The organism is Belnapia sp. AC561, assembly GCF_979252845.1.
The window spans coordinates 47,728-71,838 of the sequence record NZ_CEEDBP010000015.1 but is presented as its reverse complement, the minus strand read 5'-3'; the positions used below and the strand labels follow the sequence as shown (position 1 = coordinate 71,838).

Annotated in this window: 28 protein-coding genes and 1 pseudogene; 13 read left to right on the top strand and 16 right to left on the bottom strand. The window is 69.8% G+C overall.

Annotated features, from left to right (window positions below):
- Window positions 1–23 precede the first annotated feature (23 nt).
- Both AC0IW9_RS14315 and AC0IW9_RS14310 read left to right on the top strand, forming a co-directional pair.
- On the top strand, window positions 24–875 hold the full coding sequence (locus tag AC0IW9_RS14315; protein ID WP_471648937.1) for a BstA C-terminal domain-containing protein: 852 nt from the start codon (window positions 24–26) through the stop codon (window positions 873–875).
- Between the two features lie 13 nt (window positions 876–888).
- Complete coding sequence (locus tag AC0IW9_RS14310) at window positions 889–1,197, top strand: DCL family protein (RefSeq protein WP_471648936.1); 309 nt, start codon at window positions 889–891, stop codon at window positions 1,195–1,197.
- Between the two features lie 141 nt (window positions 1,198–1,338).
- Here AC0IW9_RS14310 and AC0IW9_RS14305 read toward each other — a convergent pair whose 3' ends face one another.
- From AC0IW9_RS14305 to AC0IW9_RS14290, 4 genes are all read right to left on the bottom strand, one after another.
- Entirely contained in the window at window positions 1,339–2,553 is a 1,215-nt protein-coding gene (locus AC0IW9_RS14305) for an acyl-CoA dehydrogenase family protein (RefSeq protein WP_471648935.1), read from the bottom strand.
- Window positions 2,554–2,859: 306 nt separating this feature from the next.
- The gene (locus AC0IW9_RS14300; RefSeq protein ID WP_471648934.1) at window positions 2,860–3,759 is read right to left on the bottom strand and encodes a heme-dependent oxidative N-demethylase family protein; all 900 of its coding nucleotides are present in this window, start codon (window positions 3,757–3,759) and stop codon (window positions 2,860–2,862) included.
- Between the two features lie 33 nt (window positions 3,760–3,792).
- Complete coding sequence (locus AC0IW9_RS14295) at window positions 3,793–4,290, bottom strand: YdcF family protein (RefSeq protein ID WP_471648933.1); 498 nt, start codon at window positions 4,288–4,290, stop codon at window positions 3,793–3,795.
- Window positions 4,287–5,531 carry a class I SAM-dependent methyltransferase gene (locus tag AC0IW9_RS14290; protein WP_471648932.1) on the bottom strand — a complete coding sequence of 415 codons (1,245 nt, stop codon included), beginning with the start codon at window positions 5,529–5,531 and terminating at the stop codon, window positions 4,287–4,289. Before AC0IW9_RS14290 ends, AC0IW9_RS14295 begins: the two co-directional genes overlap by 4 nt.
- A gap of 78 nt (window positions 5,532–5,609) precedes the next feature.
- On the opposite strand from AC0IW9_RS14290, the pseudogene AC0IW9_RS14285 reads away from it, so the two are divergent.
- From AC0IW9_RS14285 to AC0IW9_RS14275, 3 genes and pseudogenes are all read left to right on the top strand, one after another.
- Window positions 5,610–6,029, top strand: a pseudogene (locus tag AC0IW9_RS14285) (invasion associated locus B family protein); the annotation flags it as partial.
- Window positions 6,030–6,078: 49 nt separating this feature from the next.
- Window positions 6,079–7,275 carry a dual-specificity RNA methyltransferase RlmN gene (gene rlmN / locus AC0IW9_RS14280; RefSeq protein ID WP_471648931.1) on the top strand — a complete coding sequence of 399 codons (1,197 nt, stop codon included), beginning with the start codon at window positions 6,079–6,081 and terminating at the stop codon, window positions 7,273–7,275.
- A 114-nt stretch (window positions 7,276–7,389) separates the two neighbouring features.
- Complete coding sequence (locus tag AC0IW9_RS14275) at window positions 7,390–8,631, top strand: alpha/beta fold hydrolase (protein WP_471648930.1); 1,242 nt, start codon at window positions 7,390–7,392, stop codon at window positions 8,629–8,631.
- A 31-nt stretch (window positions 8,632–8,662) separates the two neighbouring features.
- Here the strand turns inward: AC0IW9_RS14275 and AC0IW9_RS14270 are convergent, their stop codons facing one another.
- Window positions 8,663–9,289, bottom strand: coding sequence for a TetR/AcrR family transcriptional regulator (locus AC0IW9_RS14270; protein ID WP_471648929.1), 627 nt, complete (start codon window positions 9,287–9,289; stop codon window positions 8,663–8,665).
- A gap of 75 nt (window positions 9,290–9,364) precedes the next feature.
- Here AC0IW9_RS14270 and bdcA point away from each other — a divergent pair, with 75 nt between their 5' ends.
- From bdcA to AC0IW9_RS14255, 3 genes are read left to right on the top strand one after another with little or no spacing between them, the layout of a single operon-like run.
- Window positions 9,365–10,078: an SDR family oxidoreductase gene (gene bdcA / locus AC0IW9_RS14265; RefSeq protein ID WP_471648928.1), complete on the top strand. Its 714-nt coding sequence runs from the start codon at window positions 9,365–9,367 to the stop codon at window positions 10,076–10,078.
- Window positions 10,079–10,128: 50 nt separating this feature from the next.
- Window positions 10,129–10,518, top strand: coding sequence for a nuclear transport factor 2 family protein (locus AC0IW9_RS14260; RefSeq protein WP_471648927.1), 390 nt, complete (start codon window positions 10,129–10,131; stop codon window positions 10,516–10,518).
- A complete protein-coding gene (locus AC0IW9_RS14255) occupies window positions 10,469–11,302 on the top strand; it encodes an HAD-IA family hydrolase (protein WP_471648926.1) in 834 nt (277 codons plus the stop codon). Before AC0IW9_RS14260 ends, AC0IW9_RS14255 begins: the two co-directional genes overlap by 50 nt.
- A 6-nt stretch (window positions 11,303–11,308) precedes the next feature.
- On the opposite strand, the gene AC0IW9_RS14250 is transcribed toward AC0IW9_RS14255, so the two are convergent.
- Both AC0IW9_RS14250 and AC0IW9_RS14245 read right to left on the bottom strand, forming a co-directional pair.
- Window positions 11,309–12,295 (bottom strand): tripartite tricarboxylate transporter substrate-binding protein, encoded by a 987-nt coding sequence (locus AC0IW9_RS14250; protein WP_471648925.1) that lies wholly within the window; start codon window positions 12,293–12,295, stop codon window positions 11,309–11,311.
- Window positions 12,292–12,768, bottom strand: coding sequence for a MaoC family dehydratase (locus tag AC0IW9_RS14245; RefSeq protein ID WP_471648924.1), 477 nt, complete (start codon window positions 12,766–12,768; stop codon window positions 12,292–12,294). Before AC0IW9_RS14245 ends, AC0IW9_RS14250 begins: the two co-directional genes overlap by 4 nt.
- 102 nt (window positions 12,769–12,870) lie before the next feature.
- Between AC0IW9_RS14245 and AC0IW9_RS14240 the strand changes: the two genes are divergently transcribed.
- Both AC0IW9_RS14240 and AC0IW9_RS14235 read left to right on the top strand, forming a co-directional pair.
- Window positions 12,871–14,019 (top strand): MFS transporter, encoded by a 1,149-nt coding sequence (locus AC0IW9_RS14240; protein ID WP_471648923.1) that lies wholly within the window; start codon window positions 12,871–12,873, stop codon window positions 14,017–14,019.
- Window positions 14,016–14,468, top strand: a complete 453-nt coding sequence (locus AC0IW9_RS14235) for a MaoC family dehydratase (protein ID WP_471648922.1) — start codon at window positions 14,016–14,018, stop codon at window positions 14,466–14,468. Before AC0IW9_RS14240 ends, AC0IW9_RS14235 begins: the two co-directional genes overlap by 4 nt.
- Window positions 14,469–14,474: 6 nt before the next feature.
- Here AC0IW9_RS14235 and AC0IW9_RS14230 read toward each other — a convergent pair whose 3' ends face one another.
- The 4 genes from AC0IW9_RS14230 to AC0IW9_RS14215 all read right to left on the bottom strand — a co-directional run bounded on the left by AC0IW9_RS14230 (window position 14,475) and on the right by AC0IW9_RS14215 (window position 16,675).
- Entirely contained in the window at window positions 14,475–14,804 is a 330-nt protein-coding gene (locus AC0IW9_RS14230; protein ID WP_471648921.1) for a BrnA antitoxin family protein, read from the bottom strand.
- Entirely contained in the window at window positions 14,767–15,042 is a 276-nt protein-coding gene (locus AC0IW9_RS14225) for a BrnT family toxin (protein ID WP_471648920.1), read from the bottom strand. Before AC0IW9_RS14225 ends, AC0IW9_RS14230 begins: the two co-directional genes overlap by 38 nt.
- Window positions 15,043–15,104: 62 nt before the next feature.
- Window positions 15,105–15,500: an oxalurate catabolism protein HpxZ gene (gene hpxZ, locus AC0IW9_RS14220; protein ID WP_471648919.1), complete on the bottom strand. Its 396-nt coding sequence runs from the start codon at window positions 15,498–15,500 to the stop codon at window positions 15,105–15,107.
- Window positions 15,501–15,502: 2 nt separating this feature from the next.
- Window positions 15,503–16,675, bottom strand: coding sequence for an amidase (locus AC0IW9_RS14215; protein WP_471648918.1), 1,173 nt, complete (start codon window positions 16,673–16,675; stop codon window positions 15,503–15,505).
- Between the two features lie 111 nt (window positions 16,676–16,786).
- Here AC0IW9_RS14215 and AC0IW9_RS14210 point away from each other — a divergent pair, with 111 nt between their 5' ends.
- The 3 genes from AC0IW9_RS14210 to AC0IW9_RS14200 all read left to right on the top strand — a co-directional run bounded on the left by AC0IW9_RS14210 (window position 16,787) and on the right by AC0IW9_RS14200 (window position 19,961).
- The gene (locus AC0IW9_RS14210) at window positions 16,787–17,776 is read left to right on the top strand and encodes a ketopantoate reductase family protein (RefSeq protein WP_471648917.1); all 990 of its coding nucleotides are present in this window, start codon (window positions 16,787–16,789) and stop codon (window positions 17,774–17,776) included.
- Window positions 17,773–19,077, top strand: coding sequence for an LLM class flavin-dependent oxidoreductase (locus AC0IW9_RS14205; RefSeq protein ID WP_471648916.1), 1,305 nt, complete (start codon window positions 17,773–17,775; stop codon window positions 19,075–19,077). The genes AC0IW9_RS14210 and AC0IW9_RS14205 overlap by 4 nt, the downstream gene beginning before the upstream one ends.
- 170 nt (window positions 19,078–19,247) lie before the next feature.
- The gene (locus AC0IW9_RS14200; protein ID WP_471648915.1) at window positions 19,248–19,961 is read left to right on the top strand and encodes a response regulator transcription factor; all 714 of its coding nucleotides are present in this window, start codon (window positions 19,248–19,250) and stop codon (window positions 19,959–19,961) included.
- Between the two features lie 27 nt (window positions 19,962–19,988).
- Here AC0IW9_RS14200 and gshB read toward each other — a convergent pair whose 3' ends face one another.
- From gshB to hisF, 5 genes are all read right to left on the bottom strand, one after another.
- On the bottom strand, window positions 19,989–20,933 hold the full coding sequence (gene gshB / locus AC0IW9_RS14195) for a glutathione synthase (protein WP_471648914.1): 945 nt from the start codon (window positions 20,931–20,933) through the stop codon (window positions 19,989–19,991).
- 81 nt (window positions 20,934–21,014) lie between these two features.
- Window positions 21,015–21,866: a SirB1 family protein gene (locus AC0IW9_RS14190; RefSeq protein WP_471648913.1), complete on the bottom strand. Its 852-nt coding sequence runs from the start codon at window positions 21,864–21,866 to the stop codon at window positions 21,015–21,017.
- 63 nt (window positions 21,867–21,929) lie between these two features.
- A complete protein-coding gene (locus AC0IW9_RS14185) occupies window positions 21,930–22,313 on the bottom strand; it encodes a histidine triad nucleotide-binding protein (RefSeq protein WP_471648912.1) in 384 nt (127 codons plus the stop codon).
- 21 nt (window positions 22,314–22,334) lie between these two features.
- Window positions 22,335–22,913: a phosphoribosyl-ATP diphosphatase gene (locus AC0IW9_RS14180; RefSeq protein WP_471648911.1), complete on the bottom strand. Its 579-nt coding sequence runs from the start codon at window positions 22,911–22,913 to the stop codon at window positions 22,335–22,337.
- A gap of 2 nt (window positions 22,914–22,915) precedes the next feature.
- Entirely contained in the window at window positions 22,916–23,719 is an 804-nt protein-coding gene (gene hisF, locus AC0IW9_RS14175) for an imidazole glycerol phosphate synthase subunit HisF (protein WP_471648910.1), read from the bottom strand.
- Between the last annotated feature and the right edge of the window lie 392 nt (window positions 23,720–24,111).

Sequence of the window (24,111 nt, the reverse complement as noted above, 5' to 3'; positions counted from 1 at the left end):
TCGGGATTCAGGTCCAGAAGGACGTGAACGGTGTCGAAATGGGAGTCTTAGAAAATGGCATTCCATTTCTGACACAGGGCGGGCTTTCAAGAATCGCCAATGTCGCGCGAAGTGTTATCTATGATATTACCCAAGAATGGGCAGAGCATTTCAATGATGAAGTGCTCGGTAAAAATCGGTTCTCCTGGCTTCGCCAATCGTTGGCTGGAAAAGGCTACAATGAGCCTGAATTGTATATTGCCACAAAGAGGTCTGGACAAACACATTTCGCTTATCCTGACATAGTCTGTACAGCAATAATTGAGTATTATGCTTTTGAAGCGCAAAACAAAAATCAAATTGCGATGGATAATTATCGCAGATTGGCTACGTATGGCCTTCAAAAGTATATTTTTGATGCGCTAGATTATGTGCCTGCCGACAAATGGCGCTATTTTCATGACCGCGTTTCCATTTTAACAGATAGTGCTCCAGATGGATATTTCATCATTTTCAATGAAGTGAATGGCCTCATTTCTGACTTGATCAATGCCGGACTGCCTGTAAACGACCGCACTGTTCCGGATATAAGCGTCGGATTGACGTGGGGGAACTACTGGTCGAAGTCAGAGGTAAACTTAGAGGCTTTGTATGGGCCTCGCATAAAATATCAACACAATTATCCTTCTTATTACCCTCAATCGCAAAGCAATCCACAAGAGCCGTGGGCTTATCCTGACGCAGCGCTACCGGCATTTCGGCATTGGTTTAAGCACGACTATCTTCCAACCAAGTATCCAAAATACCTGCTGACGAAATCTCATCTCCTTGGCGGAAAGCAGGTCGCTCAACAGATTGGTGCTATGTACCAGCCAAAGCAAATAGAAAAGGTTTAGATGGGGAAATAGCATGGTTCGAAAAATAATAATTGATACAAGAATATTTGAAAAAGCCGGATACGGAACGAGTTTTTTTAGAGCTATGCTCAACCGCTACCGAGTTGGGGATCGCGTATATGACAATGATGGCGCAGAGCTAACCGCTCTTCTCAACCGCCATGATGAACGGGATGAGAAGATAGGGTCGGGTATCAACTACTTTGTCGTAGAAGCAGCTCCCGATGGCTACAAAGGAAAATGCTTTTGGATAGTGCGATTGGATGGAAGCCGGATAGATATCTCATACAAGCACTGCCTTGGGGCAAAACCCTACGACTAATGGGGTGGCTCCTGCGTGGTTAGCTAGGTATAAATACAACATTGATGGGAGAATGATGCTCGTTGCTATGAAAGTAGTAAACTTCCAAAAATAGATGAGGGTCCGGGAGAATACCTTCTCCCGGCCCTGCTTAATACTTCCCTAAAAAAACCGCCCCGACGGATTCATCCCGAGGAAATGCTGCCCGCACATCTCCAGATGCGCGCTCCGCCCATGCACCTGCTGCGATGACGCATGGATGTCCCGCATCCGCCGCTCGAACGGCCCGGAGAGCATGATCGCGCTCGCCCCGGCCTCGTGATAGGCCCATTCCGCCACTTCCTTGGCGCGCTGGATGCCGGAGGTCGTGGCGAGCCGGATCATCGCCCGCTCGGTCATGGTGATGCGCCCGGTGGTCTCCGCCACGTCATGCGCCTCCTCCAGCACCTCGATCAGCCAGGCGCGGGCCGAGCGCAGCTTGGCCTCGGCCTGGGCGATGCCGTTCTGGATCACCTCGCTGTCGCGCAGCGGCTTGGTCGTCGCCGCGGCGGTCTTGCCCTTGGCGAGATCGACGAAGGCATCCAGCAGCCCCCGTGCGATGCCGATCGAGACGCCGGCGAAGCCGGCCGAGTAGAGATGGCTGGTGGTGAACTGGTACAGCGGCGCCTGCACCCGCCGCTCCGCGTCGCTGTCGCGGCAGACGCTGAACTCCTCCGGCACGAAGATATCGTCGTAGGTATAGGTGTCGCTGTTGGTCCCGCGCAGGCCGACCACGTTCCAGACATCGTGGAAGCGCGGCACGCTCCGCGGCACCAGCATGCTGCGCTCGTGCTGGCTGCCGTCGGGGTTCTTGCGGACCGAGCCATCGGGTTCGATCACCCGGCAATGCCCGCCCATCCAGGTGGCGTGGCGATTGCCGCTGGCGAAGGCCCAGGTGCCGCTGACACGATAGCCGCCCGGCACCATCTTGGCCACGCCATTGCCGAAGCCCCAGGCGAGCACCGCATTCGCCGGCCCCCAGATCTCCCGCGCGACCTCGGGCGCCATATAGGCCGAGGCGATGGAACAGCCCGAGGCCTGGCAGAGGCACCAGCCGGTGGAGCCATCCGCCGCGGCGACGATCTCCATCATCCGGTAGAAGGCGGCCGGGGTGGTCTGGTCGCCGCCATAGGCCTGGGGCAGCAGGGTGCGGAACAGCCGCGCGCCATGCATCGCCTCCAGTACCTCGGGCGGCAGCGCCTTGTTGGCCTCGATGACCGGGCCGGCGGCGTTGATGAGGGGGGCGACCGCGCGGGCCCGGACGGCGGGCTCGGTCCGACCTGGATCGGGGCGGGCCAGCAAGGGTGTGACATCGGCCAGTGCCATCGCTGTCGTCATCGCCGTCCCTCGGACTTGTTCTTGGTCGCCCGACCAAATCTCGGGTCGAGGGGGGCTGCTGTCAATGACGGCGGGGACAGGAGGGCATGGCCCGGGCCTTGCCGCGACGTCACCATTTGCGCCCACCCCGGCGAGGCTGCGGTCCTGGCCGGCAGGGAATCGCCGCTGGGTTCGACCACCGGCTCGCTCTGCCCGCAATCGAACCCGAGCACGAAGCCCGGGCGTCAACCTCCGCGTCGCCACCGACGACCGCGACGTCTTCGGCGCCGACCTCGTCCCGGGTGCCCCGCCACCCTTCGCCCGCAGCTAGGCCAGCCCTTCCATATAGCCCAGCACCGCCGCCCGGAAGGGCAGCAGGCTCTTGTAGCGCTGCATCTCCGGCGGCAGCGCCAGCACCGCCTCCCGCAGCCGCGCCGCCTCGCCGGGCACGGCCACCACCCGGTGCAGCGGGGTGATGTGGATGCGGATGCCGAAGGCGATGGTCCCGCTTTCCGGCAGCCGCCAGAAGGTCTGCCGCTCCACCCGCAGCACCAGCGCCGTGCCGGCATTCGCCGCGGTGACCGCGGCCGCATGGTCGGTCCGGCCATGCGCCTGGGCGCGGTGAAGGGTCGCGTCATCCATCAGCGACCAGTTCAGCCGCATCGCCAGCCGTCCCGGGCGCAGCATGGTCAGGAAGCGGTCCACCGGGCGTTCCAGCGTCTCCGCGTACATCGGCACCGGCGCATGGATCGGGCCGAGCGGATGCCCGAGCTTCTCGCCCAGCCGCCAGCCGCTCGGGAAGCACAGCACCGCGCCGATCAGCCGGAGGCCGCCCGCTTCCTCCTGCAGCAGGCAGAAATCCTCCTGTACCAGCCGGCCGACCAGGGGCAGCGGCGCGGCCGCTGGGTCCAGCGCCTCGCCGGTCAGCCGGTTGTGCAGCCGCCCGCCGTCCCGCCGGAACCAGTCCGGGTATCGGTCGCAGAGATGCGCGACCAGGCTGTCCCGCAGCTCCGCCTGGACGGGTTCGGTGCCGGGCAGGGCGGCGACCACCTCGGCCGGGCGCTCGGCCAGCAGGCGCCGGCGCTCGGCCAGCTGCGGGCCGTATTGGTCGTCGATCTCGATCCAGGCGGAGGGCGGGATCGCCACCAGCCCCATCGCCATGCGGAAGGGGCCGGGGCCATAGGGCAGGTGCAGGACGGGTGGTGGCAGGAGGGGCGGGGGCAGCATGCGGGGCTCCGGCGCGGCTGATGCCAGCCTAGCCTATCCGCCCCGCAGCCGGTGCCAGATCGCCAGCCCGGCGTCATAGGGGATGGCCGGCATCTCCCGCAGCCGCCAGTACCAGCGCTGCAGCAGCCCGGCGCCGCGGGCGGAGCCGCCGATCGGCACCGGCCGCGCCGGCAGCCCCAGCAGCCGCAGCACCAGCAGGCAGCGCGGCAGGTGGAAGCGGCTGGTCGCGGCGAAGACCGGCCCGGCATGGCCGCGCAGCAGCCGCCGGCAGGCGATGGCGGAGGACAGCGTATCGGTCCCCGTCGGCTCCTCGGTGATCTGCTCCCGCGGCACGCCGAGTTCGCCCAGCAGTGCCGCCATCACCGTGCTTTCCGCTTCGCCATGGCGCCCCTTGGCCCCGGTCGGGATGAAGACGGGCGCCTCCAGCCGGGCGCCGAGGCGGGCCGCCGCCTCCACCCGTCGCTGCAGGGTCGGGCTGGCGCTGCCATCCGGCCGTACCGCGGCGCCGAAGATGATGATGGCGGCCGTCACGGGGGCGCGGTGATCAGCAGGCGGTTCATCGCCTCCAGGCTTTTGCGCAGCAGCGCCAGGTCGCGCCAGAAGGCCTCCCGCGAGACGCCGTTCGCCGCCATCTCGTCGGCGATCTCGCCGAAGGACCTCCGCCCATCCACTCGTTGCAGAATGGCCCCGGCCAGCCGCGGCAGCGGCAGGTTCACCCGCAATCCGTCGAAGCTGACCGGGATGGTGCCGTCCCGCGGCAGCCCCTTGGCCAGCGCCGCGCCATCCATCTCCCGCAGCGTCGGCACCGCCGCCGGATCCTCCCAGGGCGGCGAAACCTCCGCATCCCCGGCGCGGACGCAGTAGACGATGTGGATGCCCATGTTGCCGGTGATGGCCTCGGCCAGCGCCGCCCGTTCCAGCGGGGACATGGCGGCGGTGCGGGCGCGCAGCCGCGGGTCCGCCAAGTAGCTGTCCGGGTCGTAGCGCACCGGCTCCACCCAGCAGGCGATCCGCAGCCCGGCCGCGGCCACCAGCGCCCCCAGCTCCGGCACGGTATAGGCCCGGTCGCGCGGGTTGAGCAGCAGGTCGTAGATCCCGGCATCGCCGCCGGAGATGTGATCGGTCAGCCAGGGATTGCGCTTCAGCCAGGCCGTCTCCGGCGCCTGCCGCCACAGCCGCCGCGCGGCATCGACCCGGGCGGCCGGGGCCTCGGTCGCCGGGGCCAGCAGCCGCAGCGCATCCTGCATCATGTAGACGCCGGTCCGGCCATGCGGCGCATAGACCATCAGCCCGAGCCCGCCGCCCGGCGCCAGCACCGAGACCAGCGACCGCAGCCCGGCCAGCGGGTCCGGCAGGTGGTGCAGCACGCCGCAGCAGTCGATGTAGTCGAAGGGGCCGAGGCCGGAGCCCTCGAGCTCGAGCAACGAGCCCTGCTCGAAGCGGATGTTCTCCAGCTTGCGCGCCGCCGCCCGCGCCGCCGCCACCTGCCGGGCGGCGGTGCTGCGGTCCAGCCAGGTGATGCTGCCGCCCCGCCCCGCCCAGGCCATCTGCTGCGCCAGCATCAGGGTGCCGTCCCCGGTGCCGCCGCCGGCGACCAACGCCCGGAGCGGCGTGGAGGCAGGCCGCCGGGCGCCGAAGATCCAGTGGTCGATCTCCCGCAGATGGCTCGGGCTGCCGATGATCAGCCGTTTCGCCTCCTCCCGCGGGTCGCGGGCGGGGTAGGGGAAGGCCTCGTACTGGGCGGCGAGGTGGCCATCGGCGGCATCGGTCATGGCCGGGTTGCATAAGGGGATGGCGCCGGGACGACCACCCCCATTGCTGGTGGCGCCCGGGGCTCGTATCTAGCGGCCATGCGCGTGCTTCCTCGCTTCGCCCTTCCCATCCTTCTCCTCATGGCTCCGGTTGCGCTCGCGCAACAGCAGCAGGCGCGCCCGCGCAAGCTGGGCGATTTCCAGTCCTGGATCGCCGCCACCTATGCGGAGGGCGGGCAGAAGGTCTGCTACGCCTTCACCAAGCCGACACGGAGCGAAGGCCCCAATCGCCAGGGCGTGCTGCTGACGGTCACCCACCGCCATACCGGGCGGGATACCGTCACCATGTCCGCCGGCTATGCCTATTCGCGCAATGCGGACGTGATGGCGACCATCAGCGCCAACGAGATGCTCTTCTACACCGCCGGCTCCACCGCCGCCGCGCGGGACGGCGCCGCCGTGGTGCGGGCCTTCCGCAGCGGCCGCGACGCGGTGCTGCGCGGCCCCGGCGCCAATGGCCGCGGCACGGTGACCGACAGCTTCTCCCTCGCCGGCTTCAGCCAGGCCTATGACGCCATCAGCAAGGAATGCCCGCCCGGCGATGAGCGATCTGACCGTCGCCGAGCGCGACCGGGTCCTCGCCAAGTCGGCGCTCTTCAACCCGCCCGAGGCGACGCTGCCCGACGGCCGCCGCGAGCTGGTCGGGCTGACGCGGGAGGAGCTGGTCGCCGAGCTGGCAACGCTGGGCGAGAAGCCCTTCCGCGCCAAGCAGCTCTGGCACTGGATCTACCACCAGGGCGTCACCGACTTCGCCCGCATGACCAGCATCGCCGGCCCGCTGCGGGACCGCCTGGCCGAACGCTTCGTGGTCGGCCGCCCCACCGCGGCCGAGGTCCAGACCAGCGCCGACGAGACCCGCAAATTCCTCTTCCGCTACCGCGACGGGCAGGAGGTGGAAACGGTCTATATCCCCGACCGCCACGCCGACCGCGGCGCCGTCTGCATCAGCACCCAGGTCGGCTGCACCCTGTCCTGCCGCTTCTGCCATACCGGCACCCAGAAGCTGGTCCGCAACCTCGGCGCCGCCGAGATCGTCGGCCAGTTCATGGCGGCGCGGGACAGCTACGGCGAATGGCCCAGCCCGAAGGACGACCAGCCGCGGCTGCTGTCCACCATCGTGGTCATGGGCATGGGCGAGCCGCTCTATAACTACGAGAATACCGCCAAGGCGCTGCGGATCATCATGGACGGGGAGGGCATCGGCCTGTCCCGCCGCCGCATCACGCTGTCCACCTCCGGCGTGGTGCCGATGATGGACCGCTGCGGCGAGGAGCTCGGCGTCAACCTCGCCGTCTCGCTGCATGCGGTGACGGACGAGCTGCGCAACGAGATCGTGCCGCTGAACCGGAAATACCCGATCGCCGAGCTGCTCGACGCCTGCCGCCGCTACCCCGGCGCCTCCAACGCCCGCCGCATCACCTTCGAATACGTCATGCTGCGCGGCGTGAACGACAGCGAGGCCGAGGCGCGGGAGCTGGTGCGGCTGCTGGCCGGCCTGCCGGCCAAGATCAACCTGATCCCCTTCAACCCCTGGCCCGGCAGTCCCTACCTGACCAGCACGCATGAGCAGACGGCGAAATTCGCCGCCATCCTCAACGATGCCGGCTATTCCAGCCCGATCCGCCGGCCGCGCGGGCGGGACATCTCGGCCGCCTGCGGGCAGCTGAAGACGGAAAGCGAGCGGAGCCGCAAGGCCGTCGCCTGACGCCCCGGCGTTCTCGCGCGCTGGTTGCCTTCCGGTAATCATTGGGCGATAGCGGTTGCATCGCTTCGCCTTGGATACGAGTCCCGGGCGCGGCCGCATCCGGGGGATTCTGCCATGCTTGCTGTCGTGTCGCGCACCATCGTGCTGCTCGCCGGATTGGCCTTGCCCGGATGGGGTTTGGCCGGGATGGCGCAGCCGGTGCGCCCCGGCCCGGCCGGCACCGCCTTCTACCAGGCACCCAGCCCGCTGCCGGCGGGGGAACGCGGCTCGGTCATCTGGGCCCGGCCGCTGGCCGCCGAGGCCTCCCTCGCCAGTGCCGCCCGCAATACCCTGGTCCTCTACCGCTCCACCGCCGCGGCCGGCGGCAGCACCGCCGTCTCCGGCACCGTCGCCATCCCGCCCGGCCAGCCGCCGGCCGGCGGCTGGCCGGTCATCACCTGGACCCATGGCACCACCGGCCTGGCGCCGGTCTGCGCACCGTCGCTGGATACCCCGACCGGGCCGGAGCACCCCTATCTCGCCGGCCTCCGCACCCTGCTCGATGGCTTCGTCGCCCGCGGCTATGCGGTGGTGGCGACCGACTACGAGGGCCTCGGCACGCCGGAGCCGCATCCCTTCCTGCAGGGCCGGACGAATGCCTGGAACGCGCTCGACATGCTGCGCGCCGCGCGGCAGGTCGAGCCCGGCCTCGGCACCCGCTACGCCGTGCTGGGGCATTCCCAGGGCGGCCATGCCGCGCTGTTCACCGGGGCGCTGGGGCCGGACTACCTGCCGGAGTTCACCCATGTCGGCACCCTGGCCTTCGCGCCCGGCTCGCAGATCATGGGCCGGCTGAATGCGGTGCGGCAGGCGGCGGATGTCGAGCTGTCGCTGCCCTACGTGCTCTACACCCTGCAATCCTATGCCGGCACCAACCGCGCCATCGACCTGACGCGGATGCTGGCGCCGACCGCGCTGGTGCATCTGCCGGACCTGCACGTGAGCTGCATGACCCATGCGCTGACCACCGGCTACTGGTCCACCGCCACGGCGAAGGACCAATTCCTGCCCGAGCCCGACGTCGCCGCCTTCGGCACCATGGCCGCCGCGAACGAGCCGGGCAGCCTGCGCATCGCCGCCCCCACCATGATCATGCAGGGCACCGCCGACAGGACCGTGCCGCCGGGCTGGACGGATAGCCTGGCCGGGCAGCTCTGCGCCAATGGCACCGGCCTCGCCTATCGGCCGGTCGCCGGGCGGGACCATAACGGCGTGATGGTCGGCGGGGCGGAGGAAGCCCATGCCTGGGTTGCCGCCCGCTTCGCCGGGGAAGCCGCGGCGAGCAACTGCGCCGCGCTGCCGAAGGCGGGCGGCTGAGCGCCTGTCGCGGCCGGTCCCGGATCGGCGCTCAGGCCTGGAGCGCCTGCGGCAGAGCAAGGCCGGCGAGGCGCGCGGTGGCGAGCAGGCGATCCAGGCCCTGGCCCTCCCGGGCCATGCTGGACAGGCCGGTCATCACCGTCACGACGTAGTCGGCCAGGCGCTCGGCCGTGTCCGGATGACTCGCGGCGACGAAACGGCGGATGGCCTCCTCGCCGGTGGCGGCCAGGGCGCGGGCGGCCTGCCGCGCCTCGGGGTCGTTGCAGCGCGCGCCCTCGATCACCAGGCAACCGGCGGCGGCCGGGGCGGTGCAGCCAGCGGCTGCCGGGTCGGCGACATAGCGGCGGGCGGCTTCTTCCAGCAGGGCGGCCAGGGCCTCGGCCACGGGACGGCCGGGCCGCAGGATTTCGGCCAGGGGGAGGGCGTCGGCGGCGCTGTAGCGGCCGAGGATGCGGGCATAGAGGCCGGCCTTGCTGCCGAAGGCGGCATAGAAGCTGGGCGGGTTGATGCCGAGCGCCGCGGTGAGGTCGGCGACGCTGACCGCGTCATAGCCGCGCGCATGGAAAAGCTGCTGGGCGGTGGCGACGGCCTGGTCCGGGTCGAAGCCCCGGGGGCGGCCCCGGGGGCGGCCCCGGGGGCGAGGTGAATTTGTAGTCATTGATACAAAATGCCTTGACGGGCCCTTCAGAGGATTTATGTAGCGCTTACTACGTTGAACCTCAAGGAGGGTCTCATGGCCAGTTTTCAGAACAAGTCCGTTCTCGTGCTCGGCGGCAGCCGCGGGATCGGGGCGGCGATCGTGCGACGCTTCGCAGGGGAGGGCGCGGCGGTGACCTTCACCTATGCCGGCTCACGCGAGGCGGCGGAGCGGCTGGCGACCGAGACCGGCGCCACCGCGGCGCTGACGGACAGCGCCGACCGCGATGCGGTGATCGCGCGGGTGCGGGGCAGCGGGCCGCTCGATGTGCTGGTGGTGAATGCCGGCGTCGTCGTCTTCGGCGACCCGCTGGAGCAGGACCCGGACGCAGTGGACCGGCTGATCCGCATCAACGTCGCCGCGCCCTACCACGCGGCGGTGGAGGCGGCGCGGCGGATGCCGGAAGGCGGGCGGATCATCGTCATCGGCTCGGTCAACGGCGACCGCGTCTCCTTCCCCGGCGTCTCGGCCTATGCGATGAGCAAGTCGGCGTTGCAGGGCATGGCGCGCGGGTTGGCGCGGGACTTCGGGCCGCGCGGGATCACGGTGAACATCGTGCAGCCCGGGCCGATCGACACCGACATGAACCCGGCGGATGGGCCGTTCAAGGAATTGGTCTACCCCGCCATGGCCTTCAAGCGGCATGGGCGGCCGGAGGACGTGGCGGGCATGGTGGCCTGGCTGGCGGGACCCGAGGCGGGCTTCGTGACCGGGGCGATGCACACGATCGACGGCGGCTTCGGCGCCTGATCCGGCGCAGCGTCTTGCGTGCAACGCCCCATTCCTGAGGAGGCTTCATCATGTCCACCAACGACCCGGCAGCGCCGGAGCCGGATTTCGACCATCTCCTTCGCGCGAACCTCGAGCGCGTCTTCAACGAGCGCGATCCCGCCCGCCGCGCCGCGGCCCTGGAGGCGCTCTACGTCGCCGATCCCGTGATGTACGAGCCCACCGGCATCGTGACGGGCCGCGCGGCGATCTCCGAGGTCGCGGGGCGCCTGCTGGAGCAATTCGGACCTGCCTTCGTCTTCCACGCGGATGGCGTGGCGGTCGGCCACCACGGCCTCGGCACCCTGCGCTGGCACGCGGGTCCGGGCGAGGCGGTTGCCGTGACCGGCACCGACGCGGCGCAGGTCGTGGATGGCCGGATCTCCCGCCTTTGGGTCCTGCTCGACCCGCCGGCGGGGTGACCGCGGGCTCCCCCCGCTTCCCGGATCGGCGCCGGGCGACCAGAGTGGCGGCCCGCCTGCTCCCGTCACCTCCGGAGGCCGTCCCATTCTCACCCTCGATCCGCCGCCCAAGGTCATCACCTTCGACTGCTACGGCACCCTGGTCCGCTGGCATGATGCCGTGCGGCAGGCGGCCGGCGCGATCCTGGCCCGGCATCTGCAGGCGGAGGTCCCGCCCGACCGCGCCGCCGCCCTGGCCGACCGGCTGCGGGCGCTGGCCTCGGAGCACCAGCAGCGGCCGCCCTTCCAGGACTACCGGCCGATCCTCCGGGCCAGCCTGACCCAGGCGCTGGCCGAAGCCGGCCACGCCGCCACGGCAGCAGACCAGGACACCCTGGTCTCGATCCTCGGCAGGATCGCGCCCCATCCCGATGCGCCCGCCGCGCTCGCCCGGCTGCGCGAGCGCTACCGGATCGCCATCATCAGCAATACCGACGACGCCCTCATCGCCGGAACCGTGGCGGCGATCGGCACGCCGGTGGACTTCGTCGTCACCGCCCAGCAGGCCCGGGCCTACAAGCCGGACCACCGCCTGTTCCTCCATGCCTATGCCAGCATGGGGGTGACGCAGGACGAGACGATCCATGTGGGGATGGGCCAGTTCACCGACCTGAAGGTCTGCCGCGAGCTCGGCATCCGCTCGGTCTGGATCGACCGGGACGGCGAGGCCCTCGACCCCGCCTGGCAGCCGGATGCCGTGCTGAAGGACCTCGCCGGGCTGCCGGCGTTGCTGCTCCCCGCCTGAACGCCGCTACTCCGCCGTCGCGCCGCTCTCCTGCACCACCTTGGTCCAGAGCGCGATCTCGCTCGTCAGGTATTTCGTGTAGTCCTCCGGGCTGCCGCCCGTCGGCCGCGCGCCCTGCGCCGCCAGCTTGGCCCGCACATCGGGGTCGGCCAGCGCCACGCCCGCCGCCGCATTCATCCGCGCGGTCGCCGCCGCCGGCGCCTTGGCCGGCGCCAGGATGCCCTGCCAGGCCCCGACATCGAAGCCCGCCGGCATCAGCCCGGCCTCGGCCATGGCCGGCACCTCCGGCAGCAGCGGCGTCCGCTCCGCGCTGCTGACCGCGATCGCCCGCACCCGGTTGTCCTGAATCAACGGCAGCGCCGTCACCACCGTATCGCTGGTGAACTGCACGTTGCCGGCGGCGGTATCGGTCAGCGCCGCCGCCGTGCCGCGATAGGGCACGTGCACCGCATCGCCGCCGATGTGCCGCAGCACCAGGAAGGTGACGAGGTGCGAGATATTGCCGACCCCGCCCGAGGAATAGCTGAACTTGCCCGAATTGGCCTTCACCCAGGCGATGAACTCGGCCGGCGTTCGCGGCGGCAGGCCTGGGTTCACCACCAGCGCCAGCGGGGAGGCGGCGGTGAGGGAGACGGGCGTCAGGTCGCGCAGCAGGTCGTAGGGCAGCGTCCTGTACAGCGCCCGGCTGATGGCGATGGAGGAGGTGTTGTACAGGTAGGTATAGCCATCCGGCTCGGCCTTCGCGACCGCCTCGGCGGCGATATTGCCATTCGCCCCGCCGCGGTTCTCGACGATGATCGGCTGGCCCAGGTCGCGGCCCATGCGCTCGGCCAGGATGCGCGCCACCACGTCGGTCGGCCCGCCCGGCGGGAAGGCGACCACCAGGCGGATCGGCCGGCTGGGGAAGCTGCCCTGCGCCAAGGCCCGGGGCGCCAGGGCCGGGGCGGCAAGCGTGGCGGCGCCCAGCGCCAGCAGGGTGCGGCGGTCGATCATTCTGCGTTCTCTCCCGGCAGCCCGGCGAGCAGCCGGGTCACGTCGTAGTCCATTACCGCCTCGCCATGCTGGTTGGCCACCCGCACCGCGCAGGCAACGACGGCCCGGCCGCCGCGCGAGGTCGGGCGCACCGCTGTCACCGCCACCTCGGCGCCGATGGTATCGCCGACCCGCACCGGCGCCTTCGGCCGGATATGGGTCTCGAGCAAGGCCAGCCCGGTGCCATGCACCATGCCCCGCAGCAGCATCCCCTCGATCAGCGCATGGGTCAGCGCCGCCGGCACCGGCCGCGCCCCGAGCGCGCCGGCATGGGTCGCATCGACAAACAGCGGCTCCTGCATCCCGGTCAGGGCGACGAAACCCATCAGGTCATGTTCGGTCACGGTGCGGCCGAAGCTGCGGAAGCGCTGGCCCACGGCCAATTGCTGCCAGTACAGCCCGAGGCCGAGCAGGGGCGGGGTCGGGTCCGGCATGGGCGTCTCCTTATGCTGCGCAGGCTCCTCGGCGCCGTGGGGCCTGTCAACGCGCCGCCATGGCTTGACGCACCGCAGCATGCGGTTCCCTATCGGGCACCGATGATTCCCATCCCCCTTTTCGCCCTGGCCGGATTCACCACCGGCTCCGGGATGCGCATGCTGGACCCGCTGCTGCCGCTGATCGCGGCCGGGCTCGGCGTCACCGTCTCCCAGGCGACCGCCGTCATCGCCGGCTTCGTCCTGCCCTATGGGCTGGTGCAGCTGGTCGCCGGGCCGCTGGGCGACCGGCTGGGCAAGGTGCGGATCGCCTGCTTCGCGGTGCTGCTCTACGGGCTCGGCCTGCTCGGCAGCGGCTTCGCCACCGGGCTGCCGACCCTGGTGCTGCTGCGCGCCTGGTCCGGCTGCTTCGCCGGCGCCGTCATCCCGCTGCTGATGGCGCATATCGCCGACAGCGTGCCCTATGCCGAGCGCCAGGTGGCGATCAGCCGCTTCCTTACCGGCATGGTCATGGCCCAGCTCATCACCGGCCCGGTCTGCGGCGTGGTGGCGGAGGCGGCGGGCTGGCGCATGCCCTTCCTGCTGCTCGGCGCCCTGGCGCTCGGCGTCGGCGGCATCCTCGCCTGGAAGCTCGGCGGCAACCTTTGGCGCCGCCCGGCGGATGCCGCCGCCGGCCGCGGCATGGCCGCCTATGTGGACCTGCTGCACCGGCCGATCGGTCGCTGGATGATGGGCGTCGCCTTCCTCGACGGCTTCCTGCTGTTCGGCGGCGCCTTCCCCTTCGTCGGCTCCTTCCTCATCGAGGAATTCGGCCGCAACGCCGCGCAGTCCGGGCTGGTGGTGGCCGGCTTCGGCATCGGCGCCTTCGCCTATACCCGCGGCGCCCGCGCCCTGTTGCGCCGCTTCGGGGAGGGTGGGCTGCTGGCGATCGGCGGGCTCGGCTGCGCCGGCTGCCTCGCGGTGCTGGCACTGGCCACCGGCTGGCCGATGGTGGCGGCGGTGCAGGTGGTGCTCGGCCTTGGCTTCTACATGTTCCACGGCGTGCTGCAGACCCGGGCAACCGAGGCCCTGCCGGAAGCCCGCGGCACCGCCGTCGGCGCCTTCGCCCTGGCGCTTTTCCTCGGCCAGAGCGCAGGATCGCTGGCCTTCGGGCTGGGGCTGGCATTCATCGGCTATCGCGGGGACTTCGCCCTGGCGGCGTTCGGCGTGCTGGCCCTGACGGTCTATGCGAGACGGGGAGTGCGGGGATGACGGAGCTGTACCTCGAGGATTTCACCGCCGGCCAGGTCTTCCACTCGGACCGCCTGCGGGTGACGGCGGAGGCGATCATCGCCTATGCCGCCGAGTTCGACCCGCAGCCCTTCCACCTGGACGACGCCGCGGCGCGCGGCACCATGTTCGGCGGGCTGGCGGCCAGCGGCTGGCACACCGCCGCGCTGACCATGAAGCTGCTGGTCGGCAGCGACTTCCGCCCCAAGGGGGGCATCATCGGCGGTGGGATGGAGGAGCTGCGCTGGCCCCGCCCGCTGCGCCCGGGCGACGAGATCCGCGTCGAGATCGAGGTGCTGGAGGTGCGCCCCAGCAAGAGCCGGCCGCAGCAGGGCATGCTGCGGGTCCGCTGCACCACCTTCAACCAGGATGATCAGCCGGTGCAGGTCATCCTGCCGAACCTGGTGGTGCCGCGGCGGCCGGCCGAATGACGCTTGTCAGGCGGCCGAGGATTTCTTCGCATCCTGCCAGGCCCGCAGGATCGCATTGACCCGGGTCTGCCAGCCGCGCCCGCTGGCGCGTAACTGGTCCACCAGATCGGCATCCAGCCGGATGCTGACGGCCACCTTGGGCCGGGGCATGACGGCTTCGGCCCGCGCGTGCCAATCCTCGGGCATGTCGTCCCAGTCGGGATCATTGGCGATGGCACGTTCGAGCACCTCCTCCGACTGGCCCAGGATCCGGGCGGCGTCAGTGCGACTTTGGCCACGCTGCGCCAGGGCGCGCAGTTCATCCGCCGAATAACGCTTGGTGCTGCCGCCGCTCATTTGTCCTGGCCCTCCGAAGGGAAATTACGCGGGTCACGCCATTCCGCACCGTGCCGATGACGGTGGCATGGATGCCCTGGATGAAACCGGTGGCGAGAAACCGCTGCTCCCCATCCGGCCCCGGATTGGCGCCGGCCCTGATGTTGTCGCCGGCGAACAGCTCCCACACATCGATGAAGTCGAAGCCATGCTTGTCGATATTCGCGAGCCGCTTCCGCTCATCCCACTCGAACTCCATGCCGGACTCCGAGCGGGATGGGCACTCATTGTATATACATTTTGTGGGGCCGATTCAAGTGCCTAGCCCGGCTCTGCCAGCATGCTCACATGCGCCGCCACCACCTTCCATCCGGCCTCGGTCCGCACCCAGCTCTGGCTCTGCCGCCCGCGCCGGCCGTTGCCGAGCAGCACGTATTCGGTATTCGCCGTGGCGAAGTCGCGGCCGAAGGTGGTGATGATGGTCTTCTCCAGCCGCCGCGCGCGGGAGGCATGCTGCGCCGGCGTCCGCCCCGCCCGGAAGGCGGCGATGGCGGCATGGCCATACAGGTTCTCCCCCACGCCGTAGCGGAGCGTCAGCGGATGATCCCAGAAGCTGTCGTCCAGCACCGCCACGTCGTTGGCATCCAGCCCGGCGTCGTAGCGCTCGAAGGCGGCCCGGACCTCGGCCACCACCTCGGGGATGTTCAGCTCCAGCATCGTCATGCCTCCAGCGCCCGGGCGATCGCGACAAGCCGCTCATCCCCGCCGCGCCAGGCGATGATCGACAAGCCGATCGGCTTCCCGAACATCTCCCCCAGCGGCAGGTTCAGCTGCGGCAGTCCCGCATGCCCGGCGAAGGAGGTCAGCAGCCCCAGCCGGTCCGAGTAGGCATCGATCATGTGGAGCGGCATATCCGCCCGCGGCGCGGTATAGGGCGTCGTCGGCATGCAGAGGATCGCACCACCCTCCAGCAGCACCCGCGCCCGCTCACGCACCCTCTCCCGCACCACCTGCGCCACCGCCGTCTGCGCCGGGGTGATGGCCGAAGCCGCCGCTAGGTTGCGGCCGACGTTGAAGGCGAAGCAGGGATTCACCGCGTCGATCCAGGGCTGGAAGGTCTTCCAGGTCTCGCCCCGCTGCAGCACCCCGCGCTGGTCCATCCAGGCCGCCAGCTCCCCCTGGCCGAGCGACATCCGCACTGGCTCGCCGCCCAGCACCGCCGCCACCCGGGCGACGGCCGGGCGCAGCGCCTCGGCGACGCCGGCATCGCAGACCTCGAAACAGTCCTCCGCCAGCAGCAGCCTGGCCGGCGCCACCTCGGGGATGGGCACGCCCAGCATCACCTCGGCCACCCGGGCGAAGGTCGCGGCATCGCGGGCGAACCAGCCCGGCGTGTCGAAGCTCGGCGATTGCGTCACGCCGCCGGCGAAGGAGATCCGACCATGCGTCGGCCGCAGCCCATACAGGCCGCAGAGGCTCGCCGGCACCCGCACCGAGCCGCCGCTATCCGTCCCCAGCGCCGTATCGCACAGCCCGCCCGCGACCGCCGCGGCCGAGCCGGAGGAGGATCCCCCCGGCATGCAGCCCGGCGCGCGGGGATTATCCGGCGTGCCGTAGAACTGGTGGAAGCCGAGGATGCCGAGCGAGATCTCGCAGGATATGGTCTTGCCGATCAGCTCCGCCCCGGCGTCCAGCAAGGCGCCGACCGCCCAGCTATGCCTGGTCGGCACCGGATGCGTCCGCCCCCAGTCCGGGTTGCCGCCGCCGGTCACATGCCCCGCCACGTCGAACAGGTCCTTCGCCGCGAAGGTCAGCCCGCTCAGCGGCCCGCCCGGCCTGCCCGCGATCCGCACCGATGTGCCCGGCACGAAGGCGCCGAAGTCTTCCCGCATCGCATTGTCTCCCTGGGGCGCCGTTGCACCGGCCAGACCCGCCTCGCATACTCCGTGCAGGGATGATGCCAGCCGGGGACGCGGCGCCAAGCTGAAACACCGGAGAGGCGCATGAAGGTCTGTATCTACGGCGCCGGCGCGGTCGGCTGCACCCTCGCCGGGCGGCTGCAGCGCGGCGGCGCGGAGGTGTCCGTCGTCGCCCGCGGCGCCAACCTTGCCGCCATCCGCGCCAAGGGCATCACGGTCGAGACGCCGGCGCGGCGTTGGCAATCGCCCGTCACGGTCTCGGACGATCCTGGCACGCTCGGCCCGCAGGATGCGGTGATCGTCGCGGTCAAGGCCCCGGCGCTCGGCGCCATCGCGCCCGGGCTTGCGCAGTTGCTGGGCAGGGACACGCCGGTTGCCTTCGTCATGAACGGCATCCCCTGGTGGTACTTCGCCCATCACGGCGGCCCGATGGACGGCCGCCGCCTGCCGAAGATCGACCCCGGCGATGCGATGTGGACCACCGTCGGCCCCGACCGGGCGCTGGGCGGCGTCATCCTCGCCTCCTGCGACCTCGTCGCGCCGGGCGAGGTGCATGTGGAGACGCCGAAATCCACCCTCTACCTCGGCGAGCCCGCCGGCGGCACCGCCCGGGCCGAGGCCCTGGCCGCCCTGCTGCGCGACGACGACTTCACCGTGAATGCCGTCGCCGACATCCGCCAGGCGATCTGGGCCAAGCTGCAGATGAACCTCTGCTCCGGCCTCTTCGGCTGCCTCTCCAACGGCGCGCCGAGCGCCACCTTCCACATCCCCGCCGTCGCCGATGCGGTGCGCAAGGTGGCGGCGGAGGCCGGCGCCATCGCCGCCGCCATGGGCCACCCGACGCAGTTCGACGCCGAGGCCAACATCGCCCGGGCGACGAAGCAGCGGCATCGCTCCAGCATCGTGCAGGACCTCGACGCCGGGCGGCCGATGGAATTCCACCCGACCTTCGGCACGCCGCAGGAATTCGGCCAGGCGATGGGCGTGCCGACCCCGACGATGGACCTGCTGATCGCCCTGGTGGAAGCCCGGGCCCGCGCCGCAGGCGCATTCCCTGAAGGAACGCCCGCATGACCCAGCGCCGGATGCACCTCGTCGCCTACCTCAAGACTGGCCCGACCGCCAACCACCCCGGCGCCTGGCGCCACCCGGAAGCCGACCTCCACGACATCCTGGAGCCTTCCCGCTACGAGCATATCGCCCGCGTGCTGGAAGCCGCCTGCTTCGATGCCTGCTTCTTCGCCGATACCTTCGGCCTGCCCGATATCCACGGCGGCAATTTCGATGCCTACCTGAAGCGCGGCGGCCAGATCAGCTACCTCGACCCGCTGATGATCCTGCCGCAGATGGCGCGGGTGACGCGGCACCTCGGCCTCGGCGCCACGCTCTCGACCACTTTCATGAACCCCTACTACCTCGCCCGCACCATGGCCTCACTGGACATCGTGACCAAGGGCCGCGCCGCCTGGAACGTGGTGACCTCCGCCACCGACCTCGAAGCCCGCAACTTCGGCATGGACGGCATCCCGCCCAAGGACCAGCGCTACGACCGCGGCGACGAGGTCCTGCAGGCCTGCAACGCGCTGTGGGACAGCTGGGAGGAGGGCGCCTTCGTCATGGACCGGGAGAAGGGCGTCTTCATCGACCCCGCCAAGGTCCGCTACACCGACTTCGAGGGCGACTGGGTCCGCACCCGCGGCCCGCTGTCGATCCCGCGCAGCCCGCAGGGCCGGCCGGTCTTCCTCCAGGCCGGCGCCTCCGCGCGCGGCCGCGAATTCGCCGCGCGCTGGGCGGAGATGATCTTCTGCACGCCGCACAGCAAGGCCGATACCATCGCCTTCCACGACGACATCAAGGCGCGCCTGGCGACCTACGGCCGGCCGCCGGAGGCCTGCAAGGTGCTGCCCTCCTTCGCCGTGGTGGTCGGCGAGACGGAGGCGATCGCCCAGGAGAAATACGCCTATCTGCAGTCGCTGATCGACCCCGAGGCGCAGCGCATGCTGAATTCCAGCCTGATCGGCGCCGACCTCACCCGGCACCAGACCGCCGAGGAGGTCGCCAGGGCCCAGGGCAACCAGGGCATCTCCGGCTCCCACGACCGGGTGCTGCAGCTGATGGCGCAGGAGAAGCTCAGCTTCGCCGAGGCCGCCAGCAAGCCGCGCGGGCTGCTGGTCGGCACCGGGGAGAGCATCGCCGACCAGCTGGAGGACTACTTCACCGCCGGCGCCTGCGACGGCTTCATCATCTGGCCGACGGTCTTCCCCCGCATGTTCGAGGATTTCTGCCGCCACGTGGTGCCGGTGCTGCAGCGGCGCGGGCTCTATCGCACGGCATACCAGGGCCGCACCCTGCGGGAGAACCTCCAGCACCCCTGACGCCGAACCGCAGCCGCGCGTAATACGTTACGTATGCGGATTTGGTTCCCGGGAGCCGGCGAAATCACGTTGGTTCTGTGCCGTATAACGCTGCACTCACGCCCCCTGCGCTCCACTCGTCGCCGAGGCACCCAGCAACGTGGTGCCGAACCCGACGAAGGAGATCCGAGATGTCCCGTTCCATCCTGTTTGTCGAAGACGATATCGCGCTTCGCGCCACCCTGGCGGAACACTTCGCCCATGATGGCGAGTTCACCGCCCAGGAAGCCGGCAGCGCCGCCGATGCCGAAGCCCTGCTGAGCGCCGGCCAGACCCGCTACGATGCCATCCTGCTCGACGTCGGCCTGCCGGATGCGGATGGCCGGGACTTCTGCGCCCATCTCCGCCGCCAGGGCCACCGGCTGCCCGTCATCATGCTCACCGGCGCCGGTGGCGAGGAGGACGTGATCCGCGGCCTCGATTCCGGGGCCAGCGACTACATCGCCAAGCCGGTCCAGCCGGCCGTGGTGCTGGCCCGGCTCCGCGCCCAGCTCCGCGCCTTCGACCACTCGGAACATGCGGTCTTCGACATCGGGCCCTACAAGTTCCGCCCCAGCGCCCGGCTGCTGGTGGACCCGCGGCGCAACCGCAAGATCCGCCTGACCGACAAGGAAGCCAGCATCCTCCGCTTCCTCTACCGGGCCGGGCCCGCGGGCGTGTCGCGGAAGGTGCTGCTGAACGAGGTCTGGGGCTATAGCCAGCTCGTGAATACCCATACGCTGGAGACGCATGTCTACCGGCTGCGGCAGAAGATCGAGGCCGATCCGGGGGAGCCGAAGCTGCTGCGGATGCAGCCCGGCGGCTATGTCCTGCGGCCTGAGCCCCCCCTGGCCGTCGAGGCCTGAGTGGGGGGCCTCAAGCCGGGCCCGCCGTTACCGCCGCGCTTCGATCGCGTCCCAGATCGCCTTCTCCAGGTGGACGCCATCGAAGCGCGCGATCTCCTGCAGCCCGGTCGGCGAGGTCACGTTGATCTCGGTCAGGTAGTCGCCGATCACGTCGATGCCGACGAAGATCATGCCCCGCGCCTTCAGCTCCGGCCCGATGCGGGCGCAGATCTGCTTCTCCCGCTCGGTCAGGGTGGTCGCTTCCGGGCGGCCGCCGACATGCATGTTGCTGCGCGCCTCGCCCGCCGCCGGCACCCGGTTGAGGGCGCCCATCGGCACGCCGTCGACCAGGATGATGCGCTTGTCGCCCAGGCGGACTTCCGGGACGTAGCGCTGCACCATCAGCGGCTCGCGCGATTTCTCGGTGAACATCTCGATCAGCGAGTTCAGGTTGGAATCGCCGGGCTTGATGTGGAAGACGCCGGCGCCGCCGTTGCCGAACAGCGGCTTGACGATGATGTCCTGGTGCTTCTCCCGGAATTTCAGGATCTGCCGCCGGTCGGCGGTCACCAGCGTCTCCGGCATCAGCTCGGGGAAGTGCAGGACGAAGAGCTTCTCCGGCGCGTTGCGCACGCTGGCCGGGTCGTTCACCACCAGGGTCTTGGGGTGGATATGCTCCAGCAGATGCGTCGCGGTGATATAGGCCATGTCGAAGGGCGGGTCCTGCCGCATCAGCACGACATCCATCGTGGCCAGGTCCAGCTCCTCCGGCGGGCCGAAGGCGTAGTGGGCGCCGTATTTGCGCTCCACCGTCACCGGCTCGGCCTGGGCGACCACCCGGCCGGCGGTCAGCGCCAGGTCGCGCACGTGGTAGTGCCACAGGCTGTGCCCACGCGTCTGGGCTTCCAGCATCAGGGCGAAGGTGCTGTCCGCATCGATGTTGATGCCGGCAATCGGGTCCATCTGGACCGCCACCCGCAAGGCGCGCGCCATGGTCGTCTTCCCCATCGGTTCGGCTGCCTCCGTGCCCCGAACCGCGGCAAAACGCCAGCCCCCCCCCAGTTCAGGCCCCCCTTAGTTCAACCGGTGCCGCAACTCCTCGACCACCAGGCGCGCCCGCTGCGCCGCCGGCCCGGTCGGGTCCAGCTCCAGCGATTTCTCCATGCAGGCCAGGGCGGCGCCGATCCGGTCCAGCCGCTGGTTCATCAGCCCGGTCTCCCGCCAGAGCCCGGCCTGGCCCGGCGCCAGCCGCAGCATGTCCTCGGCCGCCGCCAGGGCGCCCGGCAGGTCCTGCGCCCGCAGCCGGCGCAGCTTCAGGTTGTTCTGCAGCCGCAGCAGCACGGCGCGCTTTTCCATCAGCCGCACCAGTCCCGGGCGCAGCTCGGCCTTCTCGCCCTCGATCCGCTTGATCAGCCCGCGCAGGTCCGTCGCCTGCAACCCGGTGCCGCCGGCGAAGACATCGATCAGCGCCTGGCCCCGGCCGCCTTCCACCGCCAGCAGGAAATGGCCGGGGAAATCGACGCCATGCGCCGCCCAGCCGGCCGCCTCCGCCGCATGCAGCCAGATGATGCCGAGCGCCACGGGCAGGCCGCGCCGGCGCTCGACCACCCGGATCAGGTTGGCATTGTCCGGGTCCTCGTAGTTCTCGGTATCGCCGGCATAGCCGAAGCGGCCATGGATCACCTCGGCCAGCACCAGCCGCCGCCGTTCCGCATCGCCGGCATCCGCCACCGGATCGGCCGCCGCGGCGGCGACCATGGCCTGGGCCAGTTCGGACAGGGCGAGGGAGGCCGCCCGCCAATCCGCCTCCGGCTGGTCGATCCGGGCGAACTGCAGGGCGACGGCCCCGAGCTCGATCTCCGCATCGGGCAATTGCCCGGCAGCCGCCAGCGCGGCCCGGGCGTCATCCTGGGGATTGGAAGCCATGGTTCACTCTCGCCGCGGCATCGCTGCACTGCAAGACAAAGCGGGTCAAGACGAAGCGGGGCCTCAGCCGGCCGCGGGGACCATCCGCCCCAGGCGCCGCCCGCCGAAGAGGTGGACATGGAAATGCGCCACCTCCTGCCCGGCATCCTCCCCCATGTTGGACAGGATGCGGTAGCCGCGCTCCTCCAGCCCCAGATCCCGGGCCACCTGGGCCACCAGCCGCCAGAAGCCGGCGATGGCCGCCTCCGGCGCCGCGGCGTGGAAATCCGCCGCGCTCACCCAGGGGCCCTTGGGGATCACCAGCACATGCACCGGCGCCTGCGGGGCGATGTCGTGGAAGGCCAGCGCGTGGTCGTCCTCGGCCACCCGCTTGCAGGGGATCTCGCCGCGCAGGATGCGGGCGAAGATATTGCCGGGGTCATAGGGCGGCTTGCCGGAGACGGACATGGCGGGCTCCCTCCTCGATGGTTACGCCAGCTTGGTGGTGCGGGCGGCGCGGACGATGCCCTTGGGCCGGGCCGCCTTCTCGGCGATGCCGCTGATGCCCTCGCGCCGGCGCAACTCGGCCCAGACCTCATCCGGCCGGATGCCGGCATCCACCCAGACCACCATCAGGTGGTACAGCAGATCGGCCGATTCCAGGATGGTTTCGGCCCGGTGCCCCAGCGTCGCCTCGATGACGCATTCCACCGCTTCCTCGCCCAGCTTCTGCGCCACCTTGGCGGTGCCGCGCCCGAGCAGCCGGGCGGAATGGGACTGCGCCGCGTCGCCGGCCAGCCGCCGGCTCTCGACGGTCGCCCAGAGCCGGTCGAGCACCGTCGCATCGCCCTCGCTGAGGACCGACAGCGGGGCGAGGTGGCGGGCCTCCGCCTTGCGCACGGCCTTGGGCGGCTTCACCGGCTTCACCGGCAGGCCGGCCGGCACCGGCACCCCCAGCTTCTTCGCCAGCTTCGGCTTGGCCGATTTCGGCTTGCCGGCGGCGGGGGTCTTGGTCGCCGCCTTGAGGGCGGCCTTGGTCGTAGGCTTCTTCTTGGTGGTCTTCGCCATGCTCAGGCGGTCTCCGCTTCGGCCCACGGGTCTGCAATGGGGGGGGCTGCGATGGGGCGGACCGGCAGCCCGGCCGCGGCCAGCGCCGCCTTGGCATCGGCGATCCGGAATTCCCCGTAATGGAAGACGCTCGCGGCCAGCAGGCCGGTGGCCCCGACCCGGGCGCCTTCGACGAAATGCGCCATGGTGCCGACGCCGCCCGAGGCGATGATCGGCACCGGCACCGCCGCCCGCACCGCCCGCAGCAGGTCGAGGTCGAAGCCGGATTTGGTGCCGTCCCGGTCCATGCTGGTCAGCAGAATCTCGCCGGCGCCGGCGGCGGCCATGCGCTGCGCCCAGCCGATGGCATCGATGCCGGTGCCGCGCCGCCCGCCATGGGTGAAGACCTCCCACCGGCCGGGGCCGACCTGCCGCGCATCCACCGCGACCACGATCGCCTGGCTGCCGAAGGCCTCCGCCGCGCGGGAGACGAATTCGGGCTCCGCCACCGCGGCGCTGTTGATGCTGGCCTTGTCGGCACCCGCGAGCAGCAGCCGGCGGATATCCTCCACGCTGCGGATGCCACCCCCCACGGTCAGCGGGATGAAGACCTCCTCGGCGGTGCGGGCGATGACGTCGTACATGCTGTCGCGGTTCTCGTGCGTCGCGCCGATGTCGAGGAAGGTGACCTCGTCGGCGCCCTCCCGGTCATAGGTGCGGGCCTGTTCCACCGGGTCGCCGGCATCGCGCAGCGCCAGGAAGTTGACGCCCTTGACCACGCGGCCGTCCTTCACGTCCAGGCAGGGAATGACGCGGAGAGCAAGCACGGGGCGGCGTCCTTCGGTCCATGGGTGGGGGGCGGCGAGGTTCGGGCGGCGACGGCGGTTTCGCGGGGCCTTCGCATGGCGAAGAAGCGATACCGGGTCAAGCACCGATGCTGACCCTGGCGGCTTCGCCTGCAACCGCAGGGTCGGGACAGGATTGTCTAAAATAATAACAAACTCGAAACTATTTAGAAAACGCGAGGAACGGTTTTGTGAGGTGAACCATTTCGGCCACAACCGCACGAAGTCATTCAGGCATTAACCATATTTCCTTGACCGCAACAGCAAAGCCTTGCAACCTGACCGCGCAAACATACGCGCTGTGTAACGGGTAAGGTTTTCAACAGCCGTATGGTTCAGCCCAAAGGGAATGGTCGATTGTCGGCCCATAGATG